Origin of the sequence: Aureimonas flava, from assembly GCF_003583935.1 — a bacterium.
Classification (GTDB): domain Bacteria; phylum Pseudomonadota; class Alphaproteobacteria; order Rhizobiales; family Rhizobiaceae; genus Aureimonas; species Aureimonas flava.
In genome coordinates this window covers 124,943-141,735 of sequence record NZ_QYRN01000003.1, presented here as the reverse complement: position 1 = coordinate 141,735, position 16,793 = coordinate 124,943, and the positions used below count along the sequence as shown (strand labels likewise).

General features: G+C 68.7%; 16 protein-coding genes. 6 read left to right on the top strand and 10 right to left on the bottom strand.

Annotated elements, in window-relative coordinates:
* Window positions 1-17: 17 nt before the first annotated feature.
* From D3218_RS06310 to cyoA, 7 genes are all read right to left on the bottom strand, one after another.
* A complete protein-coding gene (locus D3218_RS06310) occupies window positions 18-548 on the bottom strand; it encodes a response regulator transcription factor (RefSeq protein ID WP_119539070.1) in 531 nt (176 codons plus the stop codon).
* Window positions 545-1,903 carry an ATP-binding protein gene (locus D3218_RS06305; protein ID WP_245414941.1) on the bottom strand — a complete coding sequence of 453 codons (1,359 nt, stop codon included), beginning with the start codon at window positions 1,901-1,903 and terminating at the stop codon, window positions 545-547. The genes D3218_RS06310 and D3218_RS06305 overlap by 4 nt, the downstream gene beginning before the upstream one ends.
* The gene (locus tag D3218_RS06300) at window positions 1,900-2,703 is read right to left on the bottom strand and encodes an SURF1 family protein (protein WP_425359292.1); all 804 of its coding nucleotides are present in this window, start codon (window positions 2,701-2,703) and stop codon (window positions 1,900-1,902) included. Before D3218_RS06300 ends, D3218_RS06305 begins: the two co-directional genes overlap by 4 nt.
* A complete protein-coding gene (gene cyoD / locus D3218_RS06295) occupies window positions 2,700-3,086 on the bottom strand; it encodes a cytochrome o ubiquinol oxidase subunit IV (protein ID WP_119539069.1) in 387 nt (128 codons plus the stop codon). Before cyoD ends, D3218_RS06300 begins: the two co-directional genes overlap by 4 nt.
* On the bottom strand, window positions 3,083-3,721 hold the full coding sequence (cyoC, locus tag D3218_RS06290; RefSeq protein WP_119539068.1) for a cytochrome o ubiquinol oxidase subunit III: 639 nt from the start codon (window positions 3,719-3,721) through the stop codon (window positions 3,083-3,085). The genes cyoD and cyoC overlap by 4 nt, the downstream gene beginning before the upstream one ends.
* Before the next feature lie 4 nt (window positions 3,722-3,725).
* A complete protein-coding gene (gene cyoB / locus D3218_RS06285) occupies window positions 3,726-5,732 on the bottom strand; it encodes a cytochrome o ubiquinol oxidase subunit I (RefSeq protein ID WP_119539067.1) in 2,007 nt (668 codons plus the stop codon).
* 61 nt (window positions 5,733-5,793) lie between these two features.
* The gene (cyoA, locus tag D3218_RS06280) at window positions 5,794-7,020 is read right to left on the bottom strand and encodes a ubiquinol oxidase subunit II (protein WP_119539066.1); all 1,227 of its coding nucleotides are present in this window, start codon (window positions 7,018-7,020) and stop codon (window positions 5,794-5,796) included.
* A 174-nt stretch (window positions 7,021-7,194) separates the two neighbouring features.
* On the opposite strand from cyoA, the gene D3218_RS06275 reads away from it, so the two are divergent.
* The 3 genes from D3218_RS06275 to kynU all read left to right on the top strand — a co-directional run bounded on the left by D3218_RS06275 (window position 7,195) and on the right by kynU (window position 10,956).
* Window positions 7,195-8,526 (top strand): MFS transporter, encoded by a 1,332-nt coding sequence (locus D3218_RS06275; RefSeq protein ID WP_245414940.1) that lies wholly within the window; start codon window positions 7,195-7,197, stop codon window positions 8,524-8,526.
* A gap of 88 nt (window positions 8,527-8,614) precedes the next feature.
* On the top strand, window positions 8,615-9,673 hold the full coding sequence (locus D3218_RS06270) for a DHH family phosphoesterase (protein ID WP_119539064.1): 1,059 nt from the start codon (window positions 8,615-8,617) through the stop codon (window positions 9,671-9,673).
* An 80-nt stretch (window positions 9,674-9,753) separates the two neighbouring features.
* On the top strand, window positions 9,754-10,956 hold the full coding sequence (gene kynU, locus D3218_RS06265) for a kynureninase (protein WP_119539063.1): 1,203 nt from the start codon (window positions 9,754-9,756) through the stop codon (window positions 10,954-10,956).
* 22 nt (window positions 10,957-10,978) lie between these two features.
* Here kynU and D3218_RS06260 read toward each other — a convergent pair whose 3' ends face one another.
* The gene (locus D3218_RS06260; protein ID WP_119539062.1) at window positions 10,979-11,704 is read right to left on the bottom strand and encodes a L,D-transpeptidase; all 726 of its coding nucleotides are present in this window, start codon (window positions 11,702-11,704) and stop codon (window positions 10,979-10,981) included.
* Window positions 11,705-11,996: 292 nt separating this feature from the next.
* On the opposite strand from D3218_RS06260, the gene D3218_RS06255 reads away from it, so the two are divergent.
* From D3218_RS06255 to D3218_RS06245, 3 genes are all read left to right on the top strand, one after another.
* On the top strand, window positions 11,997-12,599 hold the full coding sequence (locus D3218_RS06255) for a superoxide dismutase (protein ID WP_119539061.1): 603 nt from the start codon (window positions 11,997-11,999) through the stop codon (window positions 12,597-12,599).
* 161 nt (window positions 12,600-12,760) lie between these two features.
* Entirely contained in the window at window positions 12,761-13,216 is a 456-nt protein-coding gene (locus tag D3218_RS06250; protein ID WP_119539060.1) for a c-type cytochrome, read from the top strand.
* Window positions 13,217-13,225: 9 nt separating this feature from the next.
* Complete coding sequence (locus D3218_RS06245) at window positions 13,226-14,158, top strand: cytochrome c (RefSeq protein WP_119539059.1); 933 nt, start codon at window positions 13,226-13,228, stop codon at window positions 14,156-14,158.
* A 22-nt stretch (window positions 14,159-14,180) separates the two neighbouring features.
* Here the strand turns inward: D3218_RS06245 and D3218_RS06240 are convergent, their stop codons facing one another.
* On the bottom strand, window positions 14,181-16,298 hold the full coding sequence (locus D3218_RS06240; RefSeq protein ID WP_119539058.1) for a S9 family peptidase: 2,118 nt from the start codon (window positions 16,296-16,298) through the stop codon (window positions 14,181-14,183).
* A 73-nt stretch (window positions 16,299-16,371) separates the two neighbouring features.
* On the bottom strand, window positions 16,372-16,773 hold the full coding sequence (gene msrB, locus D3218_RS06235) for a peptide-methionine (R)-S-oxide reductase MsrB (protein WP_119539057.1): 402 nt from the start codon (window positions 16,771-16,773) through the stop codon (window positions 16,372-16,374).
* Between the last annotated feature and the right edge of the window lie 20 nt (window positions 16,774-16,793).

Below are 16,793 nucleotides of genomic sequence, written 5' to 3'. Positions count from 1 at the left end.
CCGCACGGCGCCGCGCGTCACTTGATCGGCCGCTTCTCGAGCTTGCGCGCCAGGGTCCGGCGATGCATGCCGAGACGGCGTGCGGCCTCGGAGATGTTGAAGTCGGTTTCCACCAGGACCTCGTGGATGCGTTCCCATTCGAGCGTCTTGATGGAGGTCGGCCGGCTGGTCAGCGGCACGTTGGCGTCGCCCGCGCCGCGTGCGAACGCGGCTTCGATGTCGTCGGTGTTCGCCGGCTTGGCGAGATAGTGGCACGCGCCGAGCTTGATCGCCTCCACGGCCGTCGCGATGCTGGCAAAGCCCGTCAGGACCACGATCAGCACGTCCGGGTCGTGCTCGTGCAGCATCTCCACGCATGCGAGGCCCGACGTGCCGGCAAGCTTCAGGTCGACCACCGCGAAGCCCGGCGTGCGCTCGTCCAGAAGGGTGCGCAGCGTCTCCGCGTCGGGCGCCACCACCACCTCGTAGCCGCGCCGCTCGAACGAGCGTTTGAGCGTCTTGGCGAAGGCCTCGTCGTCGTCCACCACCACCAGAAGGCGCTCGCTCATCGTCCCTCCTCCTCGATCGACAGGGCATCCAGCGGCAGGGTCAGCTCCACCGCCGCGCCGCCGCCGGGCAGGTTCTCGGCCCGCACGTTGCCGCCGAGCTTGCGCACCACGTTGAACACGAGGAACAGGCCCAGCCCGCCGCCGAGCCGGCCCTTGGTGGACTGGTAGGGGCGGCCGAGCGCGCCGAGGATCGCCGGATCGAAGCCCGGCCCGCGATCCTCGATGCGCAGGCGCAGCTTGTCGCCGACGCGAGCGGCGTGGAGCAGGAGCCGGTCGGGCGAAACCTCGTACGCGTTGTCGAGCACGTTGAACACGACCTGTCGCAGCGTTGATTCCGAGACGATCGGCATGTCGCGGTCGAAGCTGTTCTCGTAGCGCAGGCCCGCGCCCGGCCGCGTCGCGTGCCAGTCGGCCGCCAGCCCGTCCAGGAATCGGTGCATCGTGGTCATCCCGGCCTCCAGGCCGCGCGCCTCGCCCGCCGACATCAGGATATGCGTGACGATGGACTTGCAGCGCCGGACCTCGGCTTCCATCGCCTCGATCTCGTCGGTCAGTTCGGGATTGGCGGTCAGGGCCGGCATGCGGCGCCAGTCGCCGAGGATGATCGAGAGGGTGGAGAGTGGCGTGCCCAGCTCGTGCGCCGCGCCCGACGCCAGAAGTCCCATGCGCACGATGTGGTCCTCCTCCGCCGCCTGTTGTCGAAGGTCGGCGAGGCGCGTGTCGCGCTCGCGGATGTTGTGGCTGATCCGGGTGACGAAGACCACGAGCAGCGCGGCGTTCAGCGCGAAGCACACCAGCATGCCGACGATGTGGAGGCTCATCAGGCCGAGCCCTTCCTGCTCCACGAAGGCGAGCGGGCGATAGGCGGTCGTCAGCTCCGCGAAGCACATCACGGTGAGCAGCACCAGCGCGACCGACGACCAGGGCTTGAGAAGCACCGCGCCGAGCGTGACCTGGAGAAGGTAGAGCGAGGTGAAGGGGTTGGTGGCACCGCCGCTGAGATAGAGCTGCGCCGTGAGGCCGGCGACATCGAACAGGAGGGCGGCGAAGAGCTCGAGATTGCTGACGCCGAAGCGCAGGCGAAGGCGAAGGTGGCTGGCGATGTTGAGCAGCACCAGCGCGAGGATCACACCGACCATCGGGACGACGGGAAGGGTGATGCCGAGAAACAGCGAGACGATCGCGATGCTGGCCACCTGGCCGGCCGCCGCGAGCCAGCGGAGCTGGATCAGCAGCAGGAAGTTCTTGCGGCCCGCGGGGTCTTCGGGCGGCACGCCGTGGGCGAGGCGCGCGCGCATGCGCGCCAGCCGCGTCCTCGGCTGCATGGGCTCGGCGGGATCGCGGGGCGCGTTCATCGCGCCTTCCGCCCGGCCCGCGGCGCGGCGCGTCGGCGGCGCTCGTCGCGCGCGATCCATGCCCCGGCCCCGGCGAGCATCGCCGCCAGCGAGAACCAGGTGAGGGCGTAGACGAGGTGGTGGTTGCGGAACGAGACGACCGTGAGCCCGCCCACGGGAAAGCCGCCCGGCGTCTCGCCCGCCGCTTCGTCCACGAAGAACGGGGCGACCGGGCCGAGGCCGCGCGCGGCCGCGACGGCGGCGACGTCGCGCGAGTACCAGCGGTCGTTCGCGGGATCGTTGGACCGGAGGAACCCGCCGCCCGGCTCGTCGAGCCGCAGGAGGCCGGTGACCGTGACGGGACCCGACGTCTGGCCCTCGGCGCGCGAGGCGGGATCGCGCCGATCCGGCGGCACGAAGCCGCGATTGACGAGGACGGTCGAGCCGTCCGCCATCACCAGCGGGGTGAGGACCCAGAAGCCGGCGCCGAGGTCGGTCAGCGCCTGCACGAAGGTCTCGCGGTCGTTCAGGAAGCGGCCGTCGAGGCGCACCCGGCGGTACTCCTCCGCCGTGCCGTCGAAGGTCGCCCATTGCGCCGGGGAGGGGGGCGGCGCGGGCGGCGCGGCGACGCGGGCTTCCACCCGCGCGATCAGGTCAAGCTTCCAATGGAGGCGCTGGACCTGCCAGATCCCCAGCGCGACCAGCACGGCGAACACGACAAGCCCAGCCGCGCCGAAAAGAGCCAGCGACAGGCGGCCGCGCGGGCGCCCCGCGTCCGGCGTGCGGTCCGGCCCCGGCGCAGGGCGCCGGGAACGGGTCACGGCATCTGGCTCATGTCGTGCTGCATGGCCGGCATCATGTTGGTGTTCAGGTGGTACATGACCCACAGCGAACCCGCGATGGTGATCACGAGGATCACCACGGTGAAGATCAGGGCGAGCATGTTCCAGCCGCCTTCCGACTTCGTGTTCATGTGCAGGAAGTAGACCATGTGGACGACGATCTGCACGGCGGCGAAGGCCATCACGAGGAGGGCGGTGACGCGGGAGCTGTCGAAGGCGCCCCCCATCACCAGCCAGAACGGAATGGCCGTCAGGATCACCGACAGCACGAAGCCGGTAAGATAGCCCTTGAGGCTGCCGTGGCCGGCCTCGTGGTGGTCGTGCAGGACCTCGACCTGGGCGCCGTGATGCTTCTCGCTCATGCCAGCGACCCCATCAGATAGACGAAGGAGAAGACGCCGATCCAGACGACGTCCAGGAAGTGCCAGAACATGGAGAGGCACAGGAGACGGCGCTTGTTCTCCGGCATCAGGCCGTGGGTGACCACCTGGACCATCAGCACCACGAGCCACAGCGCGCCGAAGGCGACGTGCAGCGCGTGGGTTCCGACCAGCGCGAAGAAGGACGACAGGAAGGCCGACCGCTGCGGCCCGGCGCCGATCTCGATCAGATGGTGGAACTCGTAGGCCGTGGCGCCGAGGAAGCCGAGGCCGAAGACGCCGGTGACGGCGAGCCAGGCGAGCGTCGCGCCCTTGGCTCCCTTCTCCATCGCCAGCATCGCCATGCCGTAGGTGATTGAGGAGACGAGCAGGAGCGCGGTGGAGAGCGCCACGAGGTCGAGATCGAAGAGGTCGGCCCCGGACGGACCGGCCGCGTAGGAGCGCCCGTAGACGCCGAAGCATGCGAAGAGCACCGCAAAGATCAGGCAGTCGCTCATCAGGTAGAGCCAGAACCCGAGCAGCGTGCCGCCCTCGGCGTGACCCTCTTCCTCCGCGACGTAGAACTTCAGCTCTTCGTCGGGCTTGCCCGATGCGGAAATCGCGCTTGCAGTCGCCATCGTCTCAGACCCTCGCCGTCGCCAGGAGCTGCGTGCGCTCCTGTTCGGCCCGCGCGACCTCGTCGGCCGGGATGTAGTAGTCGCGCTTGTAGTTGAAGCTGTGCGCGATGGCGTAGACCACGATGCCGGCGAAGGACAGGGCGGCGAGCCACCAGATGTACCAGACCAGCGCGAAGCCGCAGGCCACCGACAGGGCCGACAGGATGACGCCGGCGCCCGTGTTCTTGGGCATGTGGATCGGCCGGAAGCCGGTGAGCGGACGGGCGTAGCCGCGCCGCTTCATGTCCCACCACGCGTCGCCGTCGTGGATCATCGGCGTGAAGGCGAAGTTGTAGGCCGGCGGCGGCGAGGAGGTCGCCCATTCCAGCGTGCGGCCGCCCCACGGGTCGCCCGTCACGTCGCGCAGCTTGTCGCGGTTCTTGATGCTCACGTAGATCTGGATCAGGAACGAGGCGATGCCGAGGGCGACTAGGAAGGCGCCGAAGGCGGCGATCAGGAACCAGATCTGCAGCGAGGGGTCCTCGAAGTGGTTGACGCGGCGCGTCACGCCCATGAGGCCGAGCACGTAGAGCGGCGCGAAGGCGAACCAGAAGCCGGTGAGCCAGAACCAGAAGCTCATCTTGCCCCAGAACTCGTCCAGCCGGAAGCCGAAGGCCTTCGGAAACCAGTAGTTCACGCCGGCGAAGAGCCCGAACAGCACGCCGCCGATGATGACGTTGTGGAAGTGCGCCACCAGGAACAGCGAGTTGTGGAGCACGAAGTCGGCGGGCGGCACGGCGAGGAGCACGCCGGTCATGCCGCCGATCACGAACGTGACCATGAAGCCCATGGTCCAGAGCATCGGCACGTCGAAGCGGATGCGCCCGCGATACATCGTGAACAGCCAGTTGAAGATCTTGGCGCCCGTCGGGATCGAGATGATCATCGTCGTGATGCCGAAGAACGAGTTCACGCTGGCGCCCGAGCCCATCGTGAAGAAGTGGTGGAGCCACACGAGGTAGGACAGGATCGTGATGACCACGGTCGCGTAGACCATGGAGGCATAGCCGAACAGGCGCTTCGACGAATAGGTCGACACCACTTCGGAGAAGATGCCGAAGGCCGGCAGGATCAGGATGTAGACCTCCGGATGGCCCCAGATCCAGATGAGGTTGACGTACATCATCGGGTTGCCGCCGAGGTCGTTCGAGAAGAAGTTCGTCCCGACGTAGCGATCCAGCGACAGGAGCGTCATCACCGCCGTCAGCACCGGAAAGGCGGCGACGATGAGGACGTTGGTGCACAGCGAGGTCCAGGTGAAGACGGGCATCTTCATCATGGTCATGCCCGGCGCGCGCATCTTCACGATGGTCACGATCAGGTTGATGCCCGACAGGAGCGTGCCGACGCCGGCGATCTGCAGTGCCCAGATGTAGTAGTCGACGCCGACGCCCGGCGAATAGGCGGGGCCGGACAGCGGCGGCATCGCGAGCCAGCCGGTGCGTGCGAACTCGCCGACGAACAGCGAGAACATCACCATCACCGCGCCGCCGACCGTCATCCAGAACGAGAAGTTGTTCAGGAAGGGGAAGGCGACGTCGCGCGTGCCGATCTGCAGCGGCACGACGTAGTTCATCAGGCCGGTGATGAAGGGCATCGCCACGAAGAAGATCATGATCACGCCGTGGGCGGTGAAGATCTGGTCGTAGTGGTGCGGCGGCAGGTAGCCCTCGTTGGCGCCGAAGGCCATGGCCTGCTGGATGCGCATCAGGATGGCGTCCGAGAAGCCGCGCAGCAGCATCACGATTGCCAGGATGCAGTACATGATACCGATCTTCTTGTGATCGACGGTGGTGAACCACTCCTTCCAGAGATAGCCCCAGAGCCGGTAGTAGGTCAGGGCGCCGAGCAGGGCGGCGCCGCCGATCGCCACCACGGCGAAGGTCACGATCAGGATCGGATCGTGATAGGGGATGGCGTCGAGCGTCAGGCGCCCGAACACCAGTTTCTGAAGATCCACATTGGAGAACATCGGTCGGATCCGCTGGTTCGCTCTGGGTCGGGCCGGACCCTTCGGGGCCCGGCCGTCTCGTTCAGTTCGTCTGGTTCAACTGGTCCGGGGCAACGCTGCCGCCGGAAGCATCGCCGTGCCCTTCGTGGCCCCCGTGGCCCTCATGGCCGCCGCCGGCCGGAGCCTGCCCGGCGGGCGCGCCCTGCGGCGCGACGCCTTCGGGCGTCTCCTCCGAGCGGGGCTCGCGGCCCGAGGCCGGGAAGGTCGCGCCCGGCTCCTCCGTGCCGCCCGCCGCCCCGGCGTAGCCCTCGGGCCCGTGGCCCGCGCCGTCGTGGTTGCGGTGGCCGTCGTAGACGAGGCGGTCGCGCGTGCCCGCGCTGTCGTGGCCGCCCCCGCCCTGCATGTCGATGTGCATCATCTCGTCCATGCACATCTTGCCGGGGGCGACGCACATGTTGAGGATGGCCTGGTAGAGCCCGTCCTCGACGGACGAGTAGTAGTGCACGGGCTCCGCTTCGCTGGGCTTCTCGATCTCGGCGTAGAGCGCCCGATCCAGGGGCTGGCCCTCGGCGCGCACCTTCTCCACCCAGGCGTCGAAGTCGGCCGGCGCGAGGCCGTGGAACTTGAAGTGCATGTTGGAGAAGCCGGCGCCCGAATAGTTGGCCGAAAGACCCTCGTAGACGCCCGCCTGGTTGATCACGGCGTGGAGCTTCGTCTCCATGCCCGGCATGGCGTAGATCATGCCGGCCAGCGCGGGGACGTAGAACGTGTTCATGATCGCGCTGGACGTGATCTTGAAGTTGATCGGCCGGTCCACGGGCGCCGCCAGCTCGTTGACGGTCGCGATGCCGAGCTCGGGGTAGAGGAACATCCACTTCCAGTCGAGCGCCACGACCTCCACGGTGATCGGCGGCGTCTCGGCGGTCACCGCGCGCGCGGCGTCGATGCGATCGAGCGGCCGGTAGGGATCGAGGAGGTGGGTCGAGATCCAGGTGATCGCGCCCAGCGCGATGATGATCATCAGCGGCGCGGTCCAGATCAGCACCTCGAGGCGCGTCGAGTGGTGCCAGTCGGCGTCGTATTTCGCGTTCGGGTTGCCGGCGCGGTAGCGCCAGGCGAACACGAAGGTCGCCACGATCACGGGGACGATGATGAGCAGCATCAGGCCCGTCGAGATCAGGATGAGGTTGGCCTGCTGGTTGGCGATGAAGCCGGACGGGTTCATCACCACCATGTTGCACCCGCCCAGCGCGAGCAGGAGCGGCAACAAGGCGAGGGCGCGCATGGATCTCTGGAGCAAAACGACCATCTCAGTCCCGGTGTCTCGTTGCGCGATGTAAGTTTTGCGCTGCGCAAAGGGGATTGGACGTTTTGTCCAACCGCCCTCCGTTTGACGAATATGCCGCGGGCGACCTATTCGACACCGTAGCACGCCATATTTTTCGCGGGCGGGCATCACGCCCGAATTCTCAGGAGCTGCGGCATGTCGACGCCGGACCAGTCAGTGGCATCGTCCACGGAAATGGAGCGCGACGCTCGTCTCGTCTCGACCGACGGACACGTGTCGCCCGGCGAACTGGCGATCGGCGTGATCATCGGGCGCGCGTCCGAGGCCTTCGACTTCTTCGTCTACGGCATCGCCTCGGTGATCGTCTTCCCCGCGCTGATCTTCCCGTTCGCCGACAAGCTGACGGGCACGCTCTACGCCTTCGCGGTCTTCGGCCTCGCCTTCCTGGCGCGCCCGTTCGGCTCGATCCTGTTCATGGAGGTCGACCGCCGTCACGGGCGCGGCGTGAAGCTGACCATCGCGCTGTTCCTCCTCGGCGGCTCCACGGCGGCCATCGCCTTCCTGCCGAGCTACGAATCCGTCGGCGTTTGGGCCGTGGTCGCCCTGGTCGTCTTCCGGCTCGGCCAGGGCTTCGCGCTGGGCGGCGCCTGGGACGGTCTGGCCTCGCTTCTCGCGCTGAACGCGCCGGAGAAGCACCGCGCCTGGTACGCGATGCTGCCGCAGCTCGGCACGCCGATCGGCTTCATCATCGCAAGCTCGCTCTTCGCCTTCTTCTACCTCAACCTGTCGGCGGAGGACTTCCTGAGCTGGGGCTGGCGCTACCCGTTCTTCGTGGCCTTCACGATCAACGTCGTCGCCCTGTTCGCCCGCCTGCGCCTGATCGCCACGGAGGAATACGCGGAACTCTACGAGAGCCGCGACCTGACGCCGGTGAGCGTCAAGGAACTCGTCGCCAAGCAGGGCAACGCGGTGCTGGTCGGCGCCTTCGTGCCGCTGGCGAGCTTCGCGCTGTTTCATCTCGTGACGATCTTCCCGATCTCCTACATCGACATCTTCTCCGACCGATCGCCGGGCGAATTCCTTCTGATGCAGCTCGTCGGCGCGGCGGTCTGCCTGGTCTGCGTGCTCCTGTCGGGCTCCATCGCCGATCGCGTCGGGCGGCGCACGCATCTGGGCGCCTGCGCCATCGCGATCGCCGCCTTCAGCGTCGCCACGCCCTTCCTGCTGGGCGGCGGCACGACCGGGCAGACGACCTTCATCATGATCGGTTTCGCGCTTCTCGGTCTGTCGCACGGTCAGTCGGCCGGCGCGGTCGCCTCCAACTTCGCGGGCCGCGACCGCTACACGGGCTCCGCCCTCACCACGGATCTCGCCTGGCTGATCGGCGCCGGCTTCGCGCCGCTCGTGGCGCTGGGCGCGACCAGCCGCTTCGGGCTCGCGGCGGTTGGCATCTATCTGCTGTCGGGTGCCGTCTGCACGCTGATCGCGCTGCGCGTGAACCGCCGGATGCGGTTGCGCGCCGTCTGACGCGGGAGGGCGCTGTCGGCGGTCTTGGCGGAGCCGCCGGCCGGTTGCCGCGTTGTCGGTCGAGGCAACGCGGCGGAGGGAACGGCGGATGACACGGCACGAGGCGGACTACGACCGGCCGGAAGCCTTCGCCGCAGCCGTCCGGCGCTTCGGCCCCGATCCGCTCCTGGTGTGCCACAACGACGCGGACGGTCTCTCGGCCGGCGTGATCCTGCAGGCGGCGCTGGAGCGAGCGGGCCACGCACCGGCGCTGCGCATCGTCGGCAAGGGCGAGAACGCCTATTCCGACGCCTTCCGCACGGAACTGGCCGGCCGGCCGATCGGCGGCCTCGTGATCGCCGATCTCGGCGTCGCCGCCCGCCTGCCGCGCGATGACGTCCCGACAATCCTGATCGACCACCACGTGCCGACCGGCCGCCCGGCCGGTGCCGTCACGATCAGCGGAATCGCCGACGATCCGGTCCCGACCTCCAGCCTTCTTGCCTACCGCTGCGCACGGACGCTGGGTCCGGCGGACGATCTCCTGTGGCTCGCCGCGATCGGCCTGATCGGCGATCTGGCCGAGGATGCCGGCTTCCCGGAGATGCAGGAGGCGAGGGAGCGATACGGCATCACCGCGCTGCGCAAGGCGACCTCTCTCGTCAACGCGCCGCGCCGCACGGCGAGCGGCGATGCCTCGGCGGCCTTCGCGCTCCTGCGCAAGGCGGACGGGCCGAAGGCCGTCCTGTCTGGCGAGCATGCAGAGACCGATGCGCTTCTCGCGGCCAAGGCCGAGGTCGCGTCCGCGCTCGATGCCGCGCGCAAGATGGCGCCGAAGGTCGCCGGCGATGTCGCCGTCGTGCGCTTCGCTTCGCCCTGCCAGATCCACCCGCTCGTCGCGCAGGCCTGGCGTGGACGTCTCAAGGACCGGATCGTGATCGCCGCCAACACCGGCTATCGCCCCGGCTGGGTGCATTTCGCGGCCCGCACCGCGACCGACCGCGACATCCTGGCTTTTCTCGCCTCGGTACGCCCGCCGGGTGCGGACGAGCAGTACGGCAACGGGCACCGTGCGGCCTCCGGCGGGGCGCTGCGGGTGCGGGACTGGAACGCGTTCGTCGCGCAACTCGGTTACGGGCCGGAGATGGCGCTGCCGGACACCCCTTGAACGCAGGTCGCGATCCGGCGCAGAACGCGTCATCGGCCGGCGCATCCGAGCGTCGGCGTTCCCGAGCGTCCCCGGAGCCCATGTCCCAGACCGATCCCTTCCGCGCGACGCGCGCGCTCTTCGACCTGCCGGACGGCCTCGTCTATCTCGACGGAAACTCGCTCGGCGCCCTGCCGAAGTCGGTCGGGCGACGCGTCGCGGACGTGATCTCGGGCGAATGGGGACGTTCGCTCATCGGCGCCTGGAACAGCGCGGGCTGGGTGGACCTGCCGCGCCGGGTGGGCGACCGCGTCGGCCGCCTGATCGGCGCGCCCGCCGGCACGGTGACCATGGGCGACACCCTGTCGATCAAGGTCTACCAGGCGCTTGCCGCCGCCCTGGACCTCAAGCCGGACCGACGCGTGATCCTCTCGGATACGGGCAACTTCCCGACCGACCTCTACATGGCCGAAGGGCTGATCGCCTCGCTCGGGCGCGGCCACGAACTGCGCGTCGTGGAACCGGAGGCGGTGGAGGCGGCCATCGACGAGAGCGTCGCCGCCGTGATGCTGACGCAGGTCGACTATCGCACCGGGCGGCTCCACGACATGGCGGCGCTGACGGCACGGTCGCACGCCGCCGGCGCGCTGACGATCTGGGATCTCGCCCATTCCGCCGGCGCCCTGCCGGTGGATGTGTCGGGCGCCGGCGCTGACTTCGCCGTCGGCTGCACCTACAAGTACCTCAACGGGGGACCGGGTGCGCCGGCCTTCATCTTCGTCGCGCCGCACTTGGCAGCCAACGTGCGCCCCGCCTTGTCGGGATGGTTCGGCCACGACGCGCCCTTCGCCTTCGAGCCAGCCTATCGGCCGGCCGCCGGCGTGGAGCGGATGCGCGTCGGCACGCCGCCGATCCTGGCGCTCGCGGCGCTCGACGCCGCCCTGGACGTGTGGGACGGTATCGACATGGGCACGGTGCGCGCCCGCTCGATCGCGCTCGGCGAGTTGTTCGTGCGCGAGGTGCGGACGGGCGTGCCGGACCTGGAACTGGCCTCGCCCGCCGACCCTGCGGCGCGCGGGTCGCAGGTCTCGTTCCGCCACACGCAGGGCTATGCGGTGATGCAGGCGCTCATCGCCGAGGGCGTGATCGGAGACTACCGCGCGCCGGACATCATGCGCTTCGGTTTCACGCCGCTCTATCTCGGCGAGGAGGAGGTGCGACGCGGCGCGGCGGTGCTCGTCGACATTCTGCGCACCGGCCGATGGGACACCCCGGATTTCCGCCGCCGCAACAGGGTCACCTGACGGGCGGCGGATCGAGGCGGGGTCAGACGGTCGCGCCGCCCGCCTGATTGACGATCACCGTCGCGCCGGCGCTGGCGCGGTCGTAGAGGTCGATGATGTCGTGGTTCATGAAGCGCACGCAGCCGGACGACACCGCCTTGCCGATGGTCCACCATTCCGGCGTGCCGTGCAGCCGATACAGCGTGTCCTTACCGTTCTGGAACAGGTAGAGCGCGCGCGCGCCCAACGGGTTCTTCAGGCCGGGCTCCATGCCCTCGCGGTACATCTCGAGTTCCGGCTGGCGCGCGATCATCTCGGACGGCGGGGTCCAACGCGGCCATTCGCGCTTGTACTGGACGCGCGCGCGACCTTCCCAGGCGAAGCCGTCGCGGCCGATGCCGACGCCGTAGCGCATGGCGGTGCCGCCCGGCTGGATGAGGTAGGCGTAGCGCGTCGGCGTATCGATGATGATGGTGCCGGGCTCCTCGGGCCCAGCGTAGGAAACCTGGCGGCGCAGATAGCGCACGTCCATGCGGCGAAGGTCGATCGCCGGGATGGTGAAGCCGCCGTCCTGTATCTGCCCGTAGGCGGTCAGGTATTCGGGGTTGATGCCGCCGGGGCCGGTGCCGCCGTTGAACGGCGTGAGGTTCGCCACGCGAGCGCGGCTGTCCATCGTGCAACCGGACAGGGCGAAGGCGGCGGCCCCGAGGCCGAGACCCTGGAGCAGGGAGCGGCGCGAGAGCGCGCGGGAGATTCGATCGTCGGTCATGATCCAGCCAGAACTGGCGACCCGGACTGCCCCCTGTGCCGGGGGCTTCGGCCCGAACCGCGTCAACACATGCGCTGTGAACGCGCTCGCGTGATCTTCGTTCCCAAGCCTTAAGGTCTCCTGACGGCGCGCGCGCCCCCGAGGCGCTCCGTCGATATTCGGCGGATGCTCCGCCTTTCGTGCCGCCCGAGGCTGACAAACCGGACGCCAGGCTCTAGCTAAGGGCCCGGTTTCAGTGCCCGCCGGCCGGATCGAGTCGCGCCGGACGGGCTCGAGAAGAAGGAGACGACCGATGGCCTTCACCCTGCCCGAACTGCCCTATGCCTACGATGCGCTCCAGCCCTTCATGTCCAAGGAGACGCTGGAATACCATCACGACAAGCACCACCAGGCCTATGTCGACATGGGCAACAAGCTCGCGGCCGAGGCGGGCCTCGCCGACGCCTCGCTGGAGGAGGTGGTGAAGCAGTCCTTCGGCAAGAACCAGCCGCTCTTCAACAATGCCGGCCAGCACTACAACCACATCCACTTCTGGAAATGGATGAAGCCGAACGGCGGCGGCAAGAGCCTGCCCGGCAAGCTGCAGACGGCGATCGATTCCGATCTCGGCGGATACGACAAGTTCCGCAACGACTTCATCGAGGCCGGCAAGACGCAGTTCGGTTCGGGCTGGGCTTGGCTGGCGGTGAAGGACGGCAAGCTCCAGATCGCCAAGACGCCGAACGGCGAGAACCCGCTGGTGCACGGCGCGACCCCGATCCTCGGCGTCGATGTCTGGGAACACTCCTACTACATCGACTACCGCAACGCCCGTCCGAAGTATCTCGAGGCCTTCGTCGACAGTCTCGTGAACTGGGACTACGTGCTGGAGCGCTTCGAGGCTGCCGGCGCCTGAGCCGAAAGCTCGCGACCGCATCCGAAGGGCCCCGCCGCGTCGCTCGCGGCGGGGCCCTTCCGCGTTTCGCGCGCACCGTGCGACGCGTCGGCGGATGGACACGCGGGAATTTTCGCTATCTGCTCCCTGGAGACGTTCCAATCTCTCGTGGGGAAACGATCATGCGAATCGGGAAGTCGGGTTTCGCGGGCCTCCTGGCCGTAGCGGCGCTGTTGGCGCCGCTCCTGCCGGCCACGGCACAGAACACGGATGTGATCGCCGAGCGTCAGCAACTCATGAAGAACAACGCCCGCGCCGCGCGGTCGGCCAACGCGCTGATCAAGGGCGACGAGCCGTTCGAGGCCGCAAAGGCGACCGAGATCCTCCAGACGTTGAACGCGGACGCCAAGACCTTCGGCACGCTCTTCCCCGAGGATTCCAAGACGGGCGGCAAGACGGAAGCCGCTCCGGCGATCTGGGAGAAGCCGGCCGAGTTCGAGGCCGCCAACGCCAAGTTCGTCGCCGATACGCAGGCGGCCCTCGATGCCGCGCCGGCCGACGTGGAGGCCTTCAAGACCGCCTTCGCAAGCGTCGCCAGCAACTGCCAGAGCTGCCACCAGCAATTCCGCCAGAGATAGGTGGCGGGGATGGCCGCGCGTGGGATCGCCATCACCCTCGGGGTGATCGTGCTGGCAGCCGGCGCGGCCTACGCGTTGACGAGTCCTTCGCGGTTGCCGCCCGAGGCGATCGCCGCCAAGGGCAGTGGCGACGCGGCGCGGGGCGAACGCCTGTTCCACGCCGGCGGCTGCGCGTCGTGCCACGCGCCCGCCGAGCCCTCCGGCGACGGGCCCATCGCGCTCATCGGCGGGGCGCCGCTGGTGACCGAGTTCGGCACGTTCCACGCACCCAACATCTCGCCCGATCCGCAGGCGGGCATCGGCGCCTGGTCGCTCGCCGACTTCGCCAACGCCATGCAGCGCGGCGTCGGGCCGAACGGCGAGCCGCTGTATCCGGCCTTCCCCTACACGTCCTATGCGCGGATGACGGCCGGCGACGTCGCGGATCTCCACGCCTATCTGATGACACTACCCGCTTCGGACGCCGTCGCCCCGCCGCACGACCTTCGCTTTCCGTACGACATCCGTCGCGGGGTCGGCCTGTGGCAGCGGGTCTTCCTCGACCCATCACCCGTGGTCGCGCTGCCGGCGGACGCCACGGATGCGGTGAAGCGAGGACAGTACCTAGTGGAAGGGCCGGGCCACTGCGGCGAATGCCACACGCCCCGCACGCTGGGCGGCCTCGGCGGGCTGGACCGCTCGCGCTGGCTTGCCGGCGGCCCTGCCCCGGAGGGTGAGGGCAGCATCCCCGACATCACTCCGGGAGGCGACGTCGCGGACTGGTCGGAGGCCGACCTCGTGACCTATTTCGAGACCGGCTTCACCCCGGACTTCGACAGCGTCGGCGGCTCCATGGTGGCCGTCCAGAACAATCTCGCCCGGCTGCCTGCGGAGGACCGCGAGGCGATCGCCGCCTATCTCAAGGCGATCCCCGCCGTGGCGCCGGACGGCGAGGGGAACTGACGCTGCCATCGCCACGCCGCGGTCAGACGGCGGGCCGTCGCGCGGGCAGCCCCATCAGCTTGAGCGCGAAGGCGTGGATCATCGCGACCTCGTCCAGCTTGGCGAAGCGTCCCGACGCGCCGCCATGACCGGCACCCATGTTGGTGTGGAGAACGACGGGGTTGGAATCCGTCTTCACCGCGCGCAGCCGCGCCACCCATTTGGCCGGTTCCCAGTAGGTGACGCGCGGGTCCGTCAGGCCTGCGATGGCGAGGATCGGCGGATAGGCCTGCGCGCGAACGTTGTCGTAGGGGCTGTAGGCGGCGATCGTCGCGTAGTCGGCCGGCGAGGCGATCGGATTGCCCCATTCGGGCCATTCGGGCGGTGTCAGCGGAAGCGTGTCGTCCAGCATCGTGTTGAGCACGTCCACGAAGGGCACCACCGCGACGATGCCGCCGAACTTCTCCGGCGCCAGATTCGCGATCGCGCCCATCAACATGCCGCCGGCGGAGCCGCCGTTCGCGACGATCCGGTCGTGCCGGGTGAAGCCTTCGGCCACGAGATGGTCGGCGGCCGCGACGAAGTCGGTGAACGTGTTGCGCTTGTGCTCGCGCCGGCCCGCCTCGTACCAGCGGAACCCCTTGTCCTTGCCGCCACGGATGTGGGCGATGGCGTAGACGAAGCCCCGATCCACCAGCGACAGGCAGTTGGTGTTGAAGGACGCCGGAATCGTCATCCCATAGGAGCCGTAGCCGTAGAGGAGGCACGGCGCCGAGCCGTCGAGGGGCGTGTCGCGGCGGTAGACCAGCGAGATCGGCACCGTCTCGCCATCGGCGGCCGGCGCGTGGATGCGGCGCGTGACGTAGGCCGCCGGATCGTGGCCGGACGGGACCTCCTGCGTCTTCAGAAGTGTGCGCTCGCGCGTCTCCACATCGTAGGCGAAGGTCTGGTTGGGCGTCGTCATGGACGAGTAGGAGAAGCGGATCTCGGTCGTGTCGAACTCGTAGGTTCCGCCGAGCCCGAGCGAATAGGCCTCCTCCGCGAAGGCCACCACGTGCTCGGCGCCGTCCGCCAGCCGCTTGACCACGATGCGGGGCAGCCCGTCCCGCCGCTCCAGCCAGATGAGATGACGCTTCAGCACGAGATGGCTCAGGATCAGCCGCCCGTCCTCGTGGGCCACGAAATCGCGCCAGTTCTCCTTGCCCGGCATGTCGGCCGGCGCGGTGACGATCTTGAAGTCGCGCGCCCCATCCGCATTCGTCAGGATGTAGAGGGTGCCATCGCCCTCGTCGATGTCGTACTCGACGCCGGTCCGCCGGCGAGCCACGAGGCGCGGCTCGGCGGCGGGGTTGGCGGCGGGGATCAGCCAGGCTTCCGAAGTCTCGTGATCGTGGATGTCGATCACCACGAAACTGTTCGACTGCGTGCCGCCGACGCCCATGAAGAAGCCGGTGTCGGTCTCCTCGTAGATCAGGAGGTCGTCCGCGGCGTCGGTGCCGAGCGCATGGTAGAAGACGCGGCTCGGGCGGTGGTTGGCGTCGAGGCGCGTGTAGAAGAAGCCGTGCGAGCGGGCGTCCCATGCGACGCCGCCGCTCGTGTCGGCGACGAGTTCCCGCGTGTCCTCGCCGGTCTCGAGATCGCGCACCGACAGGTCGTAGAATTCCGATCCCTTGTCGTCGCGCGACCAGGCGAGCCATCTATGGTCGGGCGAGTGGTCGACACCGCCGATCGAGAAGTAGTCGGAGCCCTCGGCCTCCACCTCGCCGTTCAGCATCACGGTCTCGTCGCCGCCCTCGCGCGGCCGGCGCACGAAGCGCGGATACTCCGCGCCGTGGCGGAAGGCCACGCCGTAGGCATAGGGACCGTCGGGAGCGGGCACGGAGGAATCATCCTCCTTGATGCGGCCGCGCATCTCCGCGATCAGTTCCGCCTTCAGCCCGTCCAGCTCGCCCAGGACCGCACGCGAATAGGTGTTCTCGGCATCGAGATGCGATCGGATGGCGGGATCCAGGAGCCCCGTGTCCTTGAACATTTCCTGCCAGTTGGGCGCGCGCAGCCACGCGTAGTCGTCGGTGCGCGTCTTCCCGTGCCGCTCGTCGGAAACGGGGCGTCGCACGGCGGGCGGAGGAGGGGGAAGGTCGTCGCGAAAGACGGGGGGCATGGCGTGTCCGATCGGGGCCGCGAGGGGCGGGAAGCGGGGCGCGTCGGGCGCCCCGCCAGCTTAGCCTCGTGGCTCAATCGCGCTGGAAGTTCAACGCATATCCGTTCATGCAGTAGCGAAGCCCGGTCGGGCGCGGCCCGTCGTCGAAGACGTGGCCGAGATGGGCGTCGCAGTCCGCGCAGCGGACCTCCGTGCGAACCATGCCGTGCGTCCGGTCGGTGACCTCCTTGACCGATTCCCGCTCCACCGGCTCGTAGAAGCTCGGCCAGCCCGTGCCGGACTCGAACTTGGTCTCGGAGCGGAACAGCGGCCGGTCGCAGCAGACGCAGGTGTAGAGGCCGTCCGCCTTCTGGTCCCAGTTCGGCCCCGTGAAGGGGCGCTCGGTGCCGTGCCCGCGCGCCACCTGATACTGTTCCGGCGTCAGTTGCTCGCGCCATTCCGCATCGCTCTTGTGCACTTTCGGATGATCGGCCACGGCGTCCTCCTGTCGGGAAT

Bases quoted from the DNA above. Each gene is read 5' to 3' on its own strand.
- cyoB (WP_119539067.1), bottom strand. From the start codon at position 5,732: ATGTTCTCCAATGTGGATCTTCAGAAACTGGTGTTCGGGCGCCTGACG.
- D3218_RS06305 (WP_245414941.1), bottom strand. From the start codon at position 1,903: ATGAACGCGCCCCGCGATCCCGCCGAGCCCATGCAGCCGAGGACGCGG.
- D3218_RS06275 (WP_245414940.1), top strand. From the start codon at position 7,195: ATGTCGACGCCGGACCAGTCAGTGGCATCGTCCACGGAAATGGAGCGC.
- kynU (WP_119539063.1), top strand. From the start codon at position 9,754: ATGTCCCAGACCGATCCCTTCCGCGCGACGCGCGCGCTCTTCGACCTG.
- D3218_RS06310 (WP_119539070.1), bottom strand. From the start codon at position 548: ATGAGCGAGCGCCTTCTGGTGGTGGTGGACGACGACGAGGCCTTCGCC.
- D3218_RS06255 (WP_119539061.1), top strand. From the start codon at position 11,997: ATGGCCTTCACCCTGCCCGAACTGCCCTATGCCTACGATGCGCTCCAG.
- cyoC (WP_119539068.1), bottom strand. From the start codon at position 3,721: ATGGCGACTGCAAGCGCGATTTCCGCATCGGGCAAGCCCGACGAAGAG.
- D3218_RS06250 (WP_119539060.1), top strand. From the start codon at position 12,761: ATGCGAATCGGGAAGTCGGGTTTCGCGGGCCTCCTGGCCGTAGCGGCG.
- D3218_RS06260 (WP_119539062.1), bottom strand. From the start codon at position 11,704: ATGACCGACGATCGAATCTCCCGCGCGCTCTCGCGCCGCTCCCTGCTC.
- cyoD (WP_119539069.1), bottom strand. From the start codon at position 3,086: ATGAGCGAGAAGCATCACGGCGCCCAGGTCGAGGTCCTGCACGACCAC.
- D3218_RS06240 (WP_119539058.1), bottom strand. From the start codon at position 16,298: ATGCCCCCCGTCTTTCGCGACGACCTTCCCCCTCCTCCGCCCGCCGTG.
- cyoA (WP_119539066.1), bottom strand. From the start codon at position 7,020: ATGGTCGTTTTGCTCCAGAGATCCATGCGCGCCCTCGCCTTGTTGCCG.
- D3218_RS06245 (WP_119539059.1), top strand. From the start codon at position 13,226: ATGGCCGCGCGTGGGATCGCCATCACCCTCGGGGTGATCGTGCTGGCA.
- D3218_RS06270 (WP_119539064.1), top strand. From the start codon at position 8,615: ATGACACGGCACGAGGCGGACTACGACCGGCCGGAAGCCTTCGCCGCA.